The 15,361-nt window shown below is 66.6% G+C and carries 15 protein-coding genes and 1 pseudogene; 7 read left to right on the plus strand and 9 right to left on the minus strand.

The window, feature by feature from the left end:
• The 4 genes and pseudogenes from DFR74_RS36365 to DFR74_RS31645 form a co-directional block, all read left to right on the plus strand.
• A pseudogene (locus DFR74_RS36365) lies at window positions 1–705 on the plus strand (hypothetical protein); the annotation flags it as partial.
• Window positions 706–708: 3 nt separating this feature from the next.
• Window positions 709–1,491, plus strand: a complete 783-nt coding sequence (locus DFR74_RS31635; protein ID WP_067513715.1) for a hypothetical protein — start codon at window positions 709–711, stop codon at window positions 1,489–1,491.
• Window positions 1,488–2,780 (plus strand): adenine nucleotide alpha hydrolase family protein, encoded by a 1,293-nt coding sequence (locus tag DFR74_RS31640; RefSeq protein WP_067513714.1) that lies wholly within the window; start codon window positions 1,488–1,490, stop codon window positions 2,778–2,780. The genes DFR74_RS31635 and DFR74_RS31640 overlap by 4 nt, the downstream gene beginning before the upstream one ends.
• Window positions 2,781–2,803: 23 nt before the next feature.
• Window positions 2,804–3,547: a TatD family hydrolase gene (locus DFR74_RS31645; RefSeq protein WP_232331900.1), complete on the plus strand. Its 744-nt coding sequence runs from the start codon at window positions 2,804–2,806 to the stop codon at window positions 3,545–3,547.
• A 930-nt stretch (window positions 3,548–4,477) separates the two neighbouring features.
• On the opposite strand, the gene DFR74_RS36370 is transcribed toward DFR74_RS31645, so the two are convergent.
• From DFR74_RS36370 to DFR74_RS31660, 4 genes are all read right to left on the minus strand, one after another.
• Complete coding sequence (locus DFR74_RS36370) at window positions 4,478–4,615, minus strand: hypothetical protein (RefSeq protein ID WP_157115880.1); 138 nt, start codon at window positions 4,613–4,615, stop codon at window positions 4,478–4,480.
• Between the two features lie 259 nt (window positions 4,616–4,874).
• On the minus strand, window positions 4,875–5,147 hold the full coding sequence (locus DFR74_RS31650; protein ID WP_067513710.1) for a hypothetical protein: 273 nt from the start codon (window positions 5,145–5,147) through the stop codon (window positions 4,875–4,877).
• A gap of 896 nt (window positions 5,148–6,043) precedes the next feature.
• Window positions 6,044–7,123 carry a sensor histidine kinase gene (locus DFR74_RS31655; RefSeq protein ID WP_113975377.1) on the minus strand — a complete coding sequence of 360 codons (1,080 nt, stop codon included), beginning with the start codon at window positions 7,121–7,123 and terminating at the stop codon, window positions 6,044–6,046.
• Complete coding sequence (locus tag DFR74_RS31660) at window positions 7,116–7,790, minus strand: response regulator transcription factor (protein WP_067513706.1); 675 nt, start codon at window positions 7,788–7,790, stop codon at window positions 7,116–7,118. Before DFR74_RS31660 ends, DFR74_RS31655 begins: the two co-directional genes overlap by 8 nt.
• Before the next feature lie 89 nt (window positions 7,791–7,879).
• Between DFR74_RS31660 and DFR74_RS31665 the strand changes: the two genes are divergently transcribed.
• Window positions 7,880–8,470: a M15 family metallopeptidase gene (locus tag DFR74_RS31665; protein ID WP_067513702.1), complete on the plus strand. Its 591-nt coding sequence runs from the start codon at window positions 7,880–7,882 to the stop codon at window positions 8,468–8,470.
• Window positions 8,467–9,759 carry a DoxX family protein gene (locus DFR74_RS31670; RefSeq protein ID WP_067513701.1) on the plus strand — a complete coding sequence of 431 codons (1,293 nt, stop codon included), beginning with the start codon at window positions 8,467–8,469 and terminating at the stop codon, window positions 9,757–9,759. The genes DFR74_RS31665 and DFR74_RS31670 overlap by 4 nt, the downstream gene beginning before the upstream one ends.
• A 12-nt stretch (window positions 9,760–9,771) precedes the next feature.
• Here the strand turns inward: DFR74_RS31670 and DFR74_RS31675 are convergent, their stop codons facing one another.
• The 4 genes from DFR74_RS31675 to DFR74_RS31695 all read right to left on the minus strand — a co-directional run bounded on the left by DFR74_RS31675 (window position 9,772) and on the right by DFR74_RS31695 (window position 13,530).
• The gene (locus tag DFR74_RS31675; protein ID WP_232331898.1) at window positions 9,772–10,713 is read right to left on the minus strand and encodes a sigma-70 family RNA polymerase sigma factor; all 942 of its coding nucleotides are present in this window, start codon (window positions 10,711–10,713) and stop codon (window positions 9,772–9,774) included.
• A gap of 10 nt (window positions 10,714–10,723) precedes the next feature.
• Window positions 10,724–11,908 carry an NAD(P)/FAD-dependent oxidoreductase gene (locus DFR74_RS31680; RefSeq protein WP_067513700.1) on the minus strand — a complete coding sequence of 395 codons (1,185 nt, stop codon included), beginning with the start codon at window positions 11,906–11,908 and terminating at the stop codon, window positions 10,724–10,726.
• 182 nt (window positions 11,909–12,090) lie between these two features.
• Window positions 12,091–12,519, minus strand: coding sequence for a hypothetical protein (locus DFR74_RS36375; protein ID WP_067513699.1), 429 nt, complete (start codon window positions 12,517–12,519; stop codon window positions 12,091–12,093).
• Between the two features lie 111 nt (window positions 12,520–12,630).
• The gene (locus tag DFR74_RS31695) at window positions 12,631–13,530 is read right to left on the minus strand and encodes an alpha/beta fold hydrolase (protein WP_067513698.1); all 900 of its coding nucleotides are present in this window, start codon (window positions 13,528–13,530) and stop codon (window positions 12,631–12,633) included.
• A gap of 464 nt (window positions 13,531–13,994) precedes the next feature.
• On the opposite strand from DFR74_RS31695, the gene DFR74_RS31700 reads away from it, so the two are divergent.
• Entirely contained in the window at window positions 13,995–14,780 is a 786-nt protein-coding gene (locus DFR74_RS31700) for an alpha/beta fold hydrolase (RefSeq protein WP_067513697.1), read from the plus strand.
• On the opposite strand, the gene DFR74_RS31705 is transcribed toward DFR74_RS31700, so the two are convergent.
• Window positions 14,720–15,238 carry a M48 family metalloprotease gene (locus DFR74_RS31705; RefSeq protein WP_067513696.1) on the minus strand — a complete coding sequence of 173 codons (519 nt, stop codon included), beginning with the start codon at window positions 15,236–15,238 and terminating at the stop codon, window positions 14,720–14,722. The two genes, DFR74_RS31700 and DFR74_RS31705, sit on opposite strands and share 61 nt — an antisense overlap.
• Window positions 15,239–15,361 lie beyond the last annotated feature (123 nt).

The following is a 15,361-nucleotide window of genomic DNA, read 5'->3' on the forward strand; positions in this document are numbered from 1 at the left end:
CTTGAAGGATCACGCGGTGGCCATCTCCTTTCCGGCTACGACACGCCGGTCACACCGGACGATCCGGCTGATACACCACCCTGCCGGACGCAACCCGCTGTTCAGGCTGCCGCGAACCAGGGCGAGTCGATCCCGGCATCGGATGAAGTCGCCAGCGGCACATCGGAAACCAACGACACGACGCCGGCTCCCGTCTTCACCGATGGACTGGTCAGATGGGCGAAACTTCCACCGCTGCTGGAGGCATCGGAAGTATCGTCTTATCTGTACTTGGCTGCCTCGTTCTCCAATACGCCACTGGTGGCCGAGGGGCTTCCGCAGAGGTTGCGTGATATCGCGGCGAACCTGACATCCAGCAGCAGGGTCGATCAGCAAGCGGTTTCCGACGATGACCTGCGCGCACTGGATGGTGCCGATGTACGCCAGCTGGTCGATTATCTCGCGCGATCCACCCGCGACCAGCCGGTGATTCAGAAGTTCACCGTGCAATCCATCCTTCGGATCATCGACTGCCACCCATCAGCGACCGATGCCGCTATTGCAGGGTTGAAACGGATTCCCGCGAAGGATCTGAAGCCAGCGACGGTCCTGCTGTTCCTGAACCGAGACAAGACCACTTATCAGCCGCTTTTCGATGACTGGTCGCAGGGCAATCCGCCGGTCCCTGTCCGCACCGCCATCGAACAGGTGAGCGGGAGCCGCTGACCGATGGGTACTAGCGGTTCGTTCGGCGGCAGTGGTGGCAAGGACGCGCAGGACCTGCGTGAATCGATAGCGGGCTGGCTCGATGACGACTCATCGACCGACCAAGCCGCCGACGCACAATCCGTCGATACGCGCAATATCGACCGGTTACGGCCGATGATCCGGATGCTGGCGAACTCCCGTGGTAGCGGGAGTGGCGGCGGCGGTGGATCAGCGGGTGGTTCCAGCGGTGGTGGTGGACGTTCGTCTGGAGGCGTAGCTCGTTCCGTCCAGCGGACCTCTCGCGTAGCGGGCAGAGCAGGCAGTCTCGCGTCGGCCTATGCCGCCGGTGATCGCGCGACGCTGGCTGCCGCCGGTTTGAACTACGACGAGCTGATAGCGCTCAATGATCCCCTCGAAGTCGGATCACGCATCGCGAAGGCTGCTCTGGATAGTCAGAGTGACGGAACCTTCGAGTCCGGTGAGGAACGTGTCATCGTCGCCGAACTCATCGCGTGGATTATCGAGAGTCCTCCTGATTCCGTGCCCCGACCTGATGAGGTTGCGCGGAAATCTATTGAACTGATCATCGCCGAGTGCTCCCTGTCGGAGGTGTCGGACACCCTGCGCTCCGGTCCGATGAATGCCAGCGAGCGCAGACAGGTCGAAGACGAGATCCGCGAGGCTGCTGGCGTTCTCGCTGGCCAGGCGAGGCTTTCGGCCACCGGGGCAACCGAAGCCGAAATCACACAGGCTATCCGGAACGGCATCGACATGCTGGTGAAAATCTATGGAGGTTCGGCATGACCTCGATTCTCTTCGAGGTATCCGAGGCGCGCGCGACCAGCGCAGCTGGGTTCGATGAGGTCTTCTTGTGGAATGAAACAGCTACCTCGACATTCCAAGGTCCGCTCAAGCCCTCACTGACCCAGCTCGGACAGGTGCAGCCGCTCAACTCCGATTTCGTACGAATCGCCTTGGCAGTGCTGGCGGCCGATCGCTCGGTGCTGCGCGCCCGCGGCGGATCGGAGTGGAACCGGCGGCAATTCGACCTCACCGTCGCAGTGGACCATCCCGATGTCTGGGTAGGCCAAGCAATTCACCTGGCACAGGTCGTTGGGTTCCTCACCGGTGACACATGGTCGTTCACCTTCGACCAAGCCGCCCCGCTGCCCACCCACACACCCGCTTCGGCCCTGGAGAATACATCCCGTGTCGTTCTCCTCAGCGGAGGCGCCGACTCGGCAACCGGCGCATTGATGTCCAGACACAACCTGTCCGAGGGCGAAGGCCACATCCTGATCTCGCAATTCAGCCAGCACGCCATCGCTGGCGTACAGGAAGCGCTTGCAGCACAGATCGAGCGCCTGGTTCCCGGCAGGGGACAGACGCATCACCGGATACAACTCACCCGTAAGAGCGAGCGGTTCGATGGCACTAGGTTCAAAGACGAGCGATCGACACGCTCCCGGTCGATCCTGTTTCTGGCACTCGGCCTTGCGGCAGCCTCGGTCACCGACACCCCACTGCGGATACCGGAGAACGGGTTCGCTTCGCTCAACCCTCCACTGGGTCCCGAACGTCGCGGCAGCCTGTCCACCAAGACCACCCACCCAAAATTCTTGAACGACCTGCGGCAACTACTGACCGACATCGGCGCGCATGGTGACATCGTCAACCCCTACGAGCAGATGACCAAAGGAGAGATGTTCCGTGACCTCGCCGACACCTTCGGCGATGATGCCGCCTCAACGTATCTAAGCAAGACCAACTCTTGCTCGCACGCGGATGGCAGATTTGCCGGCATCAGCCCCGGCAGTTCATGCGGTGTCTGCTTCGGATGCCTCGTTCGGCGAGCGTCCTTCCACGCCGCAGGACTGGTCGATCGAACGACCTACCTGAGCGACGACAAAACAGGAAAGTCAGCCGACTACGTGAAGGGCAAGTCCATCGAGGTCGCGATGCGGGACTTCGTATCAGCGGGCGTCAGTAATGCCATGATCATGGCGATGGACCTCCCAGATGGTTACTCGGCCAGAGACGCCCACGCCCTCTGCGTTCGAGGGGTAGCCGAACTCGCGGAGTTTCTGAAATGAGCCGACAACTTCCCCCGCTCGACATGCATGCCCACGTCGAAACCTCAGTGCCCCAACGAGACCTGGAAGGACTCGGAGCCGTCGTCTTCGCCGCTACCAGATCGCAGAAGGAGTTTACGCAAACTCTCGATCGGCATGACCAGATTGTCGTATGGGGTCTTGGATGCCATCCGGGAGTCCCCGTGGCACACGTCTCCTTCGACGCAGACGCATTCCGCGAGCAGCTCGCAGCCACACCCTTCGTGAGCGAGATCGGATTGGACTCGCGATCGAAAGTTCCTGCGGCCGAACAGCAGCAAACCTTCCGCTCGATACTTGAGCTCTGTAAGGGTTCGCCGCGAATCCTGTCCGTCCACAGCAGCGGACGAACACAACAGGTCCTGGACCTGGTCGAGGACGTACACATCGACGGTATCGTCCTACACTGGTGGCTCGGGACGGAGCAGGAGACCCGCCGGGCCATCGAACTCGGCTGCTACTTCTCCGTGAACTACGCAATGCTCGGCAAACCGCAACTAAACGCCATTCCCCACGACCGCCTACTGCTCGAAACGGATCACCCCTCCGGTGACCGACGCTCCTCCCGCCCACGTAGGCCAGGGAACACTCATACAGTCGAGGAGGAGATCGCCCGACTCAGTGGCAAAGACGTCGCGTTCGTCCGGGATCTCCAATGGCAGAATCTAGTGCGCCTGGTCGATCAACTCACGTTGACGCATCTGTTTCCGGTGGCGATTCAACGCATGCTTGCCTACAGCCGACGATAGAGGAATCCGCCGCATCTTTCCTCTCGGCCACCGCCGGCCGCATCCTTACCCCAGCTCGCTTCAACGCCTTCGCCACCGTGCTCGCATCCACCCCCAACTCCTTGCCGATCTGCGCCGTCGTCCACAACTCTTCGATGTACAACTTCGTCGCTCGCTCCACCAGCGACTCCGTCATCTTCACCATCGGTCGCTTCGCCACCCCAGCTCGCCGCAGGTGAGCTTCCACTGTGTTCCGATGTGCCCCATACTCTTCGGCTAGCTCCATCATCGAGGCTCCACGTCGATACCGCTCCACCAACGCCGCGACTTCGTCGGGTTGCAACTTCCGGTTCGGTCGATACGCCACCTCGTCGCCAGGTTTCTCACAAGCTCCCAGCTCAGCGCCCTCGACTTCAACTTCCAGCTCCTCCCCCAACTCCCGAACCAGCCGCGCTAACGGTGCAGGAAAAATTGAAAGGGATTCACGGAGGCGCACTTATCTGCGACGGCATTTCCGCAGGTCAACGATGCTTCGACTGTAGCCCCGAATAGCTCGACATCAGGAATTTCAGGTCACACGCGGTCCCGCTTGTACCGCCGCAGGGCGCACCGAACAGGGAACCCACTCCAACGTGATGCGATCACCCCGCCGGACGAGAAGCCGAGCAGACCCGGCGGTCGCGCGCACCGATCTTCTACGGGGGCGGGGTCAAGGCGAATCTGCTGTTCTTGTTCGACCGCGCCTGTTTGTGTCGGGTGCCGAAGAGGGGTCGGCGTTGACCTGATCGAAGATCAGATCCTGGCGCCCTGCTCGGTGATCCGCGTACGGATCCGGGTACACGTCGAAGGGGACGTTGTCCCCGTCGATCACCGGCTCCTCACAGGAGTACTCGCTGACCAGGTTCTCGCGCGCGAGCTACCGGCACGTGGCGGCCGAGTCGTTTTGAGGCTTCAGTCCGGGCCGGCGCGGAAGGCGCTCCACCGGTGCAGCACCTCACGGTCGATGCCGGGGGGCAACTCGGCCAGTAAGGATCCGTCGATGAGGTCCAGTGTCAAGCGCGCGGGCAGACGCGGGTCACGGGTCGCCATGGTCCATATCCCAAACCCGATGTACATGCGCGCACTGAGCGCACGAGAACCGATACCCGAATGCCTTGTCCACCAATTCTCAGGCCCCGCAAACGAACAACACCTCCCGCGCATCCTCGCCGTCCAGTGTGGCGACATCGGCACGTACCCACGCCCAGTCGAGCCGCGGGACCACACCGTAGGTGCGGGGCCGGAGAATCACCGCCACCGGGTGCGCCGGCGCCGTTCGATGCAGGCGGCGCACCAGCGTGTGCGTTCGTTACGGGGTGTAGAGGAAGTTCGTCCACTCGACGTCGTGGCCGTGGCAAGTGGCCCGGAACTCGACCTCAGGATGCTCGTCCATCGCCTGGTACCTGCTCACCAGTTCGGCAATCTTGGCGGCGGTGTTGAGCAATTTCGTTCCCTGCTCGGCGAACACCGCGCCCTCGGGGTTCGTCGGTTCGGCGACAGCTGTGCGCGTGACCGGGGAGAAGGTCTGCGGCCACGGGAGTCGATACACCCGCACCAGCGCCCCGGTCTCGGGGTGAGTCATCCGCCGGTCTCGACGCAACTGACCGTCGCTGTCCGCGGTGAGGACGGTGATGATCTGGGCGAGGTTGTAGACACAGTGGGTGCTGTGATCGTTGGGACGGCCCCCGCTGGACGGATTGCGGGCGAAATATGCTGCACGCCCGTGGTTTTCTCCGTCCGTGCGATCTCGGCCACAGGATGCACCCGCGCCCCGCACCCGATGGTGTGCAGGCCGATGGCTTCGGCCACGACTGCCCGTAGTCGGCGATCTGGGAGGCGAGCAGAATCGCGCCCGTGCCCGGGTGGCGAGCGCGTGACATCGCGGCCTTCGATGAATATTCTGCGCCTCTGCCATCACAGTCCGTCCGCCCCGCTTCGTGATCACGCTGCTCAATCCAGAGTAGGACCGAAACGAGCCAACCTTCGCCGAGGGCGACCGACCCGGCGTCGCGCTCATCACCTTCTTCGTCGGGCTCGCCTTTGCTCGTCCTGCTCGTGATCCGCCGGCTGTGCATGCCGGTGCCCATGATCAACGTCCGCCTCTTGCGGGGCCAGGCTTTCACCGGCGCGGCGGTCACCGACCTGCTGTCGATGTTCACCATGGTCTCGAGATCCTTCCAGTTGTGCTGCGCTACAGGGTGATACGCTCGGACAGTTGGGGAGCTCGGATGGTGGTGCCGATCGTTCACCACACTGTGGCATCCAGAAGGCTGATGCGCGCTGAGGAGTCGATTTCGGATGCATGGGCCGGAACCCGGAGAGTCGAGCCGCCTCGACCGAAAGATCGGCTCCGGGCGGCAGGGCCTAGCGCGAAAAACCGTCAATGATCGATATAGGGATCATCGACCACATCGGGCGCGAAAGATCTATATATGAATCATCGACGTGGGCGAATCTGCATCCCCGGGATCGCCACGCTTACCCCGCCCCAGGAAACCGCGCGACAACGACGAGTCCACCCCCCTCCCGCGCCGACAACGCAAGCGTCCCCGAATGCGCCCGCGTGATGCTGTCGGCAATCGCCAAACCCAACCCGACCCCCGCATGGTGGTTGCGCACCCGCTCCGCTCCTCTCTGAAACGGTTCGGTAAGCGTCGCAACAACTTCCGGCGACAACACCTGACCAGTGTTCTCCACGACGAGCGCCACACCTCCGGGATGCACGCCGGTCGTGACCCACACCGCCCCGCGCCCCGGCAGGTTGTGGACGATCGCGTTGTGGACGAGGTTCGTCGTGAGTTGGAGGAGGAGGGTGGGGGAGCCGAGGGTGGGGGCGACCACGCCGGAGGTTTCGAGGGTGATGCCGTGCCGTTCCGCAAGGGGCAGAAGGGTTTCGGTGGCTTCTTCGGCGAGGAGGGAGAGGTCGACGGGTTCGCGGGTGAAGGAGCGCTGGTCGGCGCGGCTGAGCAGGAGCAGGGCTTCGGTGAGGTCGATCGCCCGGGTGTTGACGGCCTGGAGGCGGTCCACGAGTTCGGCGCTGTCGTGGTCGCGGTCGTTGCGGGCCACGTCGAGCAGGGTCTGGGTGATCGCGAGCGGGGTGCGCAGTTCGTGCGAGGCGTTGGCCGCGAACCGGCGCTGTTCGGCGACGTGGGCTTCCAGCCGGGCGAGCATGGCGTCGAAAGTGTCGGCGAGCTCGCGCAGTTCGTCGCGGCGGCCCGGCAACTGGATTCGGTGCGAGAGCGACCCGTTCGCGGCCATGCGGGCGGCGGCGGTGATGCGCGTGAGGGGAGCGAGCATCCGGCCGGCGAGGATCCACCCGCCCAGCAGACCGAACATCAGCAGGAAGAGCAGCACCACCGCCATGAACGGCACGAAGGCGCGCAGGAGGAGCGAGCGGTCGATCCAGAAACTGTCGGTGGCGTTGATCCAGCCGGTGGGCAGGAAGTACAGGTAGAAGATCAGCACGGCGGCGAGCAACAGGACACCCGCGACCATGAGGAAGCCGGCGTAGCTGAGGGTCAGCTTGAGGCGGACGCTCAGTCCGGGGGCCCTATGCACGGCCGGTGTCCGCGTCGATGCGGTAGCCGACACCGGCGACCGTGGCGATGATCCACGGTTCGCCGAGGCGTTTGCGCAGCGCCGAGACGGTGATGCGCACGGCATTGGTGAACGGGTCGGCGTTCTCGTCCCACGCCCGCTCCAAGAGTTCCTCGGCGCTCACGACTCCGCCCTCGGCCGCGACCAGGACTTCGAGCACGGCGAACTGCTTGCGGGTCAGCGCGACGTAGCGGCCGTCGCGGTAGACCTCGCGGCGGAACGGGTCCACCCGCAGCCCCGCGATCTCCCGCACCGGCGGCCTGCTGTGGGCGCGCCTGCGGTCGAGCGCCCGGAGGCGGAGCACGAGTTCGCGGAGGTCGAACGGTTTGGTGAGGTAGTCGTCGGCGCCGAGTTCGAAGCCGGTCGCCTTGTCGTCGAGCCGGTCGGCGGCGGTGAGCATCAGGATCGGCATGCCGCTGCCGGAGGCGACGATGCGCCGGGCGATCTCGTCGCCGGACGGGCCGGGGATGTCGCGGTCGAGGACGGCGATGTCGTAGCTGTTGACGCTCAACAGTTCCAGCGCGGCGTCGCCGTCGCCCGCGATATCGGCGGCGATCGCGTCCAAGCGCAGCCCATCGCGGATGGCCGTCGCCAAATAGGGTTCGTCCTCGACGATCAGTACACGCATAGACCCTCGATCCTCCCAGCCGGGGTATATCGCCGGCGTATCGAAAACCGCATACGGGCCGGCAACGCCGCGCTGCCTTGACTGGGCGCATGAACTATCGCCAACCAGCACGAACCCGGCCAGCTGTCCTCCTGGCACTCGTGGTCGGCGCCGCCCTGCTCCTCGGTGTGCTCGCGTACCAGCCGCTCGCGTCGCTGGGCACGTCGTCCGTCGCGTCCATCGGCGTACCTCCCGGCGCCCACCATGATCCACCCGGTGTGTCGGTCTTCGCCGACGACATTCCGTCGGTGGCCAATCTCGATCCCGATCTGCTCCGCGCCCTGCGCCGCGCCGCCACGGACGCCGCCGACGACGGCGTGGAGTTCGTCGTCAACAGCGGCTGGCGTTCGCGGGAGTACCAGGCGCAACTGTTGCGCGACGCGGTGGCGGAGTACGGCTCGGAAACCGAGGCCGCGCGGTGGGTGGCCACCCCCGACACGTCCGCGCACGTGTCGGGCGACGCGGTCGACCTCGGGCCGGACGCGGCCACGGCGTGGCTGTCCAGGCACGGCGCGAGCTACGGACTGTGCCAGATCTACGCGAACGAGCCGTGGCATTACGAACTCCGCTCCGACGCAACTGATTACGGCTGCCCCACCCCGTACGCCGACCCCGCCGAAGATCCGAGGATGCATCAGTGACCACACCGGAATGGCGCCTGCCGACGCGAATTCTGTTCCGGTTCAGCGCTATCTACTTCAGCCTGTTCTGCCTGCTCGTCACGCCGATACCGTTCGCGCTGCTCGGTGTCCTCGCCCGCTGGGTTCCCGGACACGGCGGGCCGTGGGGCGCGACCGTGACCGACCCGGTCACCGGTTGGGTGGGCGAGACCGTATTCGGCGTGGATGCGTTGCTGCGCAAGGATTCCGGGGCCGGTGATCAGACGGCGATCTGGGTGCTGGTGTTCTGCGTGCTGGTCGTCGCGGTGGTGGGCGCGACGGCGTGGACGGTTTTCGATCGTCGCACGTCCCACCCCCGGCTCCGGGCTTGGTTCACGTTGGTCCTGCGGCTGTGCTTGGGCGGGCAGATGCTCTCGTTCGGCATGGCGAAACTGATCCCCAACCAAATGCCCGGCCCGAACCTGGCGCAACTGCTCCAGCCGTACGGCAGCTTCAGCCCGATGTCGGTGATTTGGCTGCAAGTGGGCAGTTCGCCCGCGTATGAGATGACGCTCGGTGCGGTGGAAGTCGCTGCGGGACTACTGCTTTTCGTGCCGCGGACCCAAGTGCTGGGTGCGGCGTTGAGCTTGTTGAGCACGGCGCAGATCCTGCTGATGAACCTTACGTTCGACATCCCGGAGAAGCTGCTCTCCGCGCACCTGCTGGGGATCAGCCTGGTGCTGCTCGCCCCGTATCTCCGGCGACTGTTCGATGTGTTCGTGCGACAACGCGCGTGCGAACCGCTGAAACCGCCCGCGCTGTTCACCGACGGCCGGAAGAACCGCACGGCGGCGTGGGTTCAAGTCGCCCTTGGTGTTTGGCTTGTGGTGAGCGGCAGTATCGACAACTGGCGGGTCTGGCAGGAGCAGCACAGCGCGGCGAGTCCCCGGTCTCCGCTGTATGGCATCTGGGAGGTGCGAGACTTCACCCTCGACGGACAGGCGATTCCACCGCTGACCACCGACGAGACTCGTTGGCAGCGGCTGGTTTTCGATGGCCCGGAGGAAGCGACCTACCAGCGGATGAACGGCGAACTGATACCCGCGCGCGCCGTCTTCCACCCCGACGGACGGTTGGAACTCACCACGAGAGACGAGCAGCAACCCTTCGCGACCGTGTTTACCGAGCGGCCCACCGCGGACCGGCTGATCATCCGCGGACACCTGAACGGCCGCTCGCTGACGATCACCTTGGATCGCGTGGACCTGAACACCTTCCCCTTGCGCAGCCGCGGATTCCACTGGGTGCAGGACTACCCGTACTTCCGCTAGGCGCGCCAACCGTCACCAAGTCGTGAGAATCGGTTCCGAGTGTTCGCGCTGCCGCCACAGTTCGCCGAGCCGGGCGACGCGGCTCGGGTAGCCGGCCGACGTGATGTGGGAGATCCGGTCGCCGTCGGTTTCGAGGACCAGGGCGCCGAGCACTTCGCCGTTCTCGCGTACGGCGATCGCGGCCGGGGAGCCGTTGACGATGTCGGCGTGGAAGGAGACCGGGCCGCCGAGGATCCGCCGTTTCGTCGCGGTGGCCTTGAAGGCGCCGCGCAGGGAGATGATCATGCGTCTCGGGTTCGGGTAGACCAGGATCTTGCCGGTCAGTCCGCCATCGGTGATACCGCTGGCGTCCTGGGTGAGCAGGGCGACGAGCTGCTCGGTGCGGCCCGACACCGCCGCCGCGAGAAAGGCCGTGACGATCTTGCGGGCGGCGGCGGGGTCGACGGCGCCGCCGCGCCGCGCGGACGCGACGTGGCGGCGGGCCCGGTGCGTGTGCTGCTGGCTGGCCGATTCGCTGATGTCGAGCATGTCGGCGATCTCGGCGTGGCTGTAGCCGAACGCCTCGCGCAGCACGTACACCGCGCGTTCGACCGGCGCCAGGCGTTCCAGCAGCACCAGCACGGCCAGCGAGACCGATTCGCGCTGTTCGGCGGTCTCGGCGGGGCCGAGCAGGGGATCGCCGTCCAGCAGCGGCTCGGGCAGCCACGATCCGGCGACGCGTTCGCGGCGCGCGGCCGCCGAGCGCAGCCGGTCCAGGCACAGGTTCGTGACGACCTTCGCCAACCAGGCCTGCGGCACGTCGATCCCGGACCGGTCGGCGGACTGCCAGCGCAGGAAGGCGTCCTGCACGGCGTCCTCCGCGTCGGCAGCCGAGCCGAGCAGGCGGTAGGCCAACGAGGCCAACCGGTCCCGGTCGGCCTCGAAGAGCTCCGTGGCGGCGTGGTCGATCGTCACTTCCGTCACTCTAGGCGGCGACTCTTTCCGGGAGCGGCGCGTCGGGCGACAGGCGGCGCTTGCGTTTCGGCATGCCGCCGCCCGCGCGCAGCACGTTCCAGGCCGCGCCCCAGAGTACGAACGCCTTGAAGCGCGCCGTCTTGCGGCCCGTGAAGGCCACCTTCGGCCGCAGGTCGGCCCCGACGGTCTGGAAGATCGCGTCCCGCTCGCCCAGGCCGATGCAGTTCCCGAGGTACTTCAGCGGTTCGACGTCGAACCGGCGCCCGGTGAGCCGGCCCTCGAGCGCGGCGACCGCCTGCATGCTGGAGAAACCGGCCGAGGCGCACGACATCGGCAGCGGCTGGCCGTTCGCTCCGATGACATGGACGCTGTCGCCCACGGCGTAGATCTCCGGATGCGAGACCGACCGCAGGCTGCCGTCGGTGACGATCCTTCCGGTGTCGCTCACCTGCACGCCCGCCGCCGCGGCGATCGTCGGAACGGTGAAGCCGGCCGCCCACACGGTGACGTCGGCGGGGAAGATCGTGCCGTCTTCGGCGACCGCCCGGGTGGGTTCGACCCGCGCGATCACGGTGTGCTCGTGCACGGCGATGCCCAGGTGGTCGAGCCTGCGGCGCAGGTGCTCCTTCGCCTTGGTCGACAGCCAGTCGCCGGGCGCGGTGCGGGAGGCGAGCGTGACCGCGAGATCCGGCCGGGTCTCGGCGATCTCGGTGGCGGCTTCCAGGCCGGTCAGACCACCGCCGACGACCAGGACTTTCGCGCCGTCGCCCAACTCCTGGAGTCGCTGTTGGAGTCGCAGCGCGGACGGGCGCCCGGCGATGTCGTGGGCGTACTCGGCCACGCCGGGCACCCCGTCGCTCGCCACCGCGCTGCCGAGCGCGTAGACGAGCGTGTCGTAGCCGATCTCCTCCTCGCACTCCTCGTCGGCCACCGTGACCGACCGGCGTTCGGGATCGAGAGCGGTCACCCGGGCGACCCGCAGCCGCACCCCGGTACCCGCGAAGGCGTCGGCGAGCGCGCGGGGCCGGTAGTCCCGGCCGACCGCCACCTGATGCAGGCGGATCCGCTCGACGAAGTGGGGATCGGCATTGACGACGGTGATCTCGAAGTCGTCCGGATGCAGTCGGCGGGCCAGGTTCCCGGCGGTGTTGGTCCCGGCATATCCGGCCCCGAGGACAACGATGCGGTGTGTCATGGTGTCGCTCCTGTCTGGTTCGCGTGCCCTTTGAACGAGACGGGAGGGGGATTCCTGACAGGGGCGGGTGTGGTGTGCGTCACGGGCGCGCGGCGATCACGAAGACCACGCCGCCAGGAGTTGCGCCCGATTGTAGGCCGCGTCGAGGCCCAGGCAGTCGATGCCGCTACGTGAAACAGCGATCACCGGCACGGGTTCGGGCGTGAGCGCGGCGCGGTGAACGGGGCCGGGGACTCGGCCGGGGCGGGACCTTCGTCGGTGACGGCCTGCTCGATGCCGACCGTCAGTTCGACCGGCAACCGCTCGGGAGCGCCGTCGGCGACGTGGGCCCATTCGAGGGCGAAGTAACAGCGTCCGCCCCCGCGGCAGGCGTCGGTGACGGGAGTGCCGGTCTTCGGTTGCGCGGCGCCGGTCCACGCCATGGCGCCGGTCAACGCGACGCCGTCGTCGGACCTGGTCGCGAGCGCGCTCTCGGAGACGCGGCAGTCCTGCCCCTGCGCACCGTGCACGCGCAGATCCGTGCGATTGTTGGCGAACATCGACGCCGCGGCGTTGCGGAGGAACGACAGGGTGCCGCCGAAGCACGCGGTCGCGCCGTCGGGGATGTCCACCGCGTAGAAGCGTTGTGCGCGGTGCCCGAGGACGTCCAGGTACTGTCCCGGCTCGGCGATCGCGTCGAAAGGCCCGGAGCCACGAGGTTCCGGGCCTGCTCCGGGGTCGGGTCAGGATTTCGCGGTCCGGTCGAGAAACGTGGTGATCATCGGGACCAGCAGTTCCGGGCGGTGGACGCCGGAGATGTGGGAGGCGCCGGGCAGGATGGCCAGTTCGGAGTCGGGGAGACCGGCGGGGGTGTCGCCCATGATGCCGCCGCCGCGCAGGCGGAAGATCTCGACGGCGTGCTCGGGGGTGACGATGTCGGAGTCGGCGACGATGGTGAGGGTGGGGGAGGGCATGGCGGCCACGGCGTCGGCCGGGAAGGTCGGTGTGTTCGCGTCCATCTCCTTCACCTTCGCCACCAGGGTCGGGAAGTCTTGCGGGCGAGGCGCATTGGCCAGGTAGTCGGTGTGGAACGGGGAGCCGTGCAGCATCTCCGGCTCGAGCTGGGTGATGCCGTCGAGCACGCCGGGATGCAGGCCCTTCGGCGAGAGGCCGACCGAGAGCAGGACCAGTTTGCGCACCAGGCCGGGATGGCGCAGCCCGATGTCGAGGGCGACGCCGGCGCCCATGCTGTAGCCGAAGAGGTCGGCCTGCTCGATGCCGATCTGGCGCAGCAGCGCGGCCGTGTCGTCGGCCATGTGCTCGGTGCGCAGCGGCCGGTCGATATCGGCGGTGCGCCCGTGCGCCTGCTGTTCGATCGCGATGATCTGGCGGTTCTCGGACAACCCGGGCAGCACGTCACCGAAATCGGTCCCGATGCCCGACAGCGCGCCGTGCAGCAGCACCAGCGGCGGCTGATCGCTCTCCTCCCCGTGCACCTCGTAGTACATATCGAGTCCGTTGACCTGGGCGTGGCGACCGGGCTGCGCGGCCGGCGATTCGCCCGCGCTATCGGTGCACCCGGTCAGCAGGGCGGTGGTGGAGAGGGCGAGGGCGGCAACCGCGGCCAGTGCGGGCTTGATCATGGTCTGCTCTTCTCAGTGCTGAAGGTGGTGGGCGAGGCCGCGGTTCCTCGCCGGTGTCAGTCATGGAGACGGGGGTCGAGAGGGGAATTCATCGCAGAGCGGAGATTCGTTGTCGCGCCTGCTCGTATCGGCACCGCCCTGGGCCGCTCGTGCCAAGGCTGCGGAGCTGGCATGGGGTTGAGCGATCTGATGCGCTGTGGCACCTCAGCCGGGCACACCGGGGCGGCGCTCGGCCGGATTTGATCCACCTCGCGGCCGGTCGCGACGCACGAGCGGTGGCGCGCTGGTCGGCTGGCGGAATGTAACCCAGTCGCTCGTTACATTTCCTGGTCGCGTGCACGAGATTCGTCGTGCGGGCGGTCCGGCGGAGGTGGAGCGTGCCGATGATTTTCGGCGCTGGATCGCGTCGTAGCCGGTAAACAGATGTGCGGGCCCGTGGGGTTCGTGGCGGAAGGAACGGGAATATGCCGGTGGTTGCGTCGAAGGACGGTACGGAGATCGCGTATGACATTGCGGGTGCGGGGCCGGCGCTCGTGTATATCACCGGTGCGACGTGCTTTCGGCGGTTCCGGCCCGTTGTCGCGGATGTGGATGTGTTCGCGAAGGGGTTCACGGTTTACAGCTATGACCGGCGGGGGCGTGGGGACAGTGGGGACACGTTGCCGTATGCGACGGAGCGGGAGGTCGAGGACGTCGAGGCGATCATCGATGCCGCGGGCGGATCGGCTGTGTTGTACGGGCATTCGTCGGGGGCCGTGCTGGCGCTAGAGGCCGCGAGCCGGTTTCCGGACAAGGTCGAAGGACTGGTGATCTACGATGCGTCGTACGTGCACGACGAGAGCGAGCGGGTGTCGTACGCCCGGCTCGCCGAGCAGGTCGGTGCGCTCCTGGCCGAAGGTGGAAATGCCAAGGCGCTCAAAGTGTTTCTCCAGGGGATCGGTATGCCGAGGGTGTTCGTCGCCCTGCTGCCGCTGATGCCGGGTTGGAAGTCCATGAAGGCGCTCGCCCCCACCCTCATGTACGACATCGCGCTCACCGCGGACCTGCCGCCCGTGGAGCGTTTCGCGAATCTCGACCTGCCCGTGCACGTGACCGTCGGGGAGAAGAGTCCGCCCGGTCTGCACGACGTGGCGCGTCAGCTGGCCGACGCCCTTCCGCGCGCGACCCACCGGATGCTCGCCGGGCAGGATCACATGGTGAGCGCGAAAGAGTTGATGCCGATCCTGGCGGAATCGGTCGCGCACCGCTGAACGAGAGGCTTCGACGCGGCCAGCCGGACGCGCTGATCCACCAGCAGGTGATGGCCCAGTTCGTGGGCGAGCACGGCTTCCAGCCGGCGCGGCCCCAGCGCGCCGACCGCCCAGCTGGTGACCGCGACGATCCGGGTAGGCCCGGCGTACGCGTTCAGCTGTCCCGACGGTTCGATCCACAGCGAATACGGCCACCCGTCCGCCTGCGCGATGCGGGTGACGTTCTCCCATGCGGCGGTGAGGGTTTCGAGTTCGCGTTCGGACGGCTCGCGAAACTTGAAGGCGGTGGCGAAGTTCTGGCGGCTCGGGCTGAACCACGCGGCGTCGAACAGCAATACGCCGACGAATACCCACAGCCCGGCCACCACCGCCGCGACCCAGGGCCCGACCCACAGCGCGAGAGTCACGAGGATCAGCGCACTCGCCGCCACGGCCGGCGCGCTGAGGAGCGCGCTCACCCATCGTGAGGATCCAGGAGATCGCGGATCATGCGGTCGTTCCACACCCGCCCCTCTCCACCGCGTATCCGAGTAGTACCCGCCCGTGACCGCCGATACTCCGCGTCCCGCACCCGGGGCGCA

Source organism: Nocardia puris (genome assembly GCF_003315035.1).
GTDB lineage: Bacteria > Actinomycetota > Actinomycetes > Mycobacteriales > Mycobacteriaceae > Nocardia > Nocardia puris.

Bases quoted from the DNA above. Each gene is read 5' to 3' on its own strand.
- DFR74_RS31635 (WP_067513715.1), top strand. From the start codon at position 709: ATGGGTACTAGCGGTTCGTTCGGCGGCAGTGGTGGCAAGGACGCGCAG.
- DFR74_RS31640 (WP_067513714.1), top strand. From the start codon at position 1,488: ATGACCTCGATTCTCTTCGAGGTATCCGAGGCGCGCGCGACCAGCGCA.
- DFR74_RS31645 (WP_232331900.1), top strand. From the start codon at position 2,804: ATGCATGCCCACGTCGAAACCTCAGTGCCCCAACGAGACCTGGAAGGA.
- DFR74_RS36370 (WP_157115880.1), bottom strand. From the start codon at position 4,615: ATGGCGACCCGTGACCCGCGTCTGCCCGCGCGCTTGACACTGGACCTC.
- DFR74_RS31650 (WP_067513710.1), bottom strand. From the start codon at position 5,147: ATGACTCACCCCGAGACCGGGGCGCTGGTGCGGGTGTATCGACTCCCG.
- DFR74_RS31660 (WP_067513706.1), bottom strand. From the start codon at position 7,790: ATGCGTGTACTGATCGTCGAGGACGAACCCTATTTGGCGACGGCCATC.
- DFR74_RS31665 (WP_067513702.1), top strand. From the start codon at position 7,880: ATGAACTATCGCCAACCAGCACGAACCCGGCCAGCTGTCCTCCTGGCA.
- DFR74_RS31680 (WP_067513700.1), bottom strand. From the start codon at position 11,908: ATGACACACCGCATCGTTGTCCTCGGGGCCGGATATGCCGGGACCAAC.
- DFR74_RS31695 (WP_067513698.1), bottom strand. From the start codon at position 13,530: ATGATCAAGCCCGCACTGGCCGCGGTTGCCGCCCTCGCCCTCTCCACC.
- DFR74_RS31700 (WP_067513697.1), top strand. From the start codon at position 13,995: ATGCCGGTGGTTGCGTCGAAGGACGGTACGGAGATCGCGTATGACATT.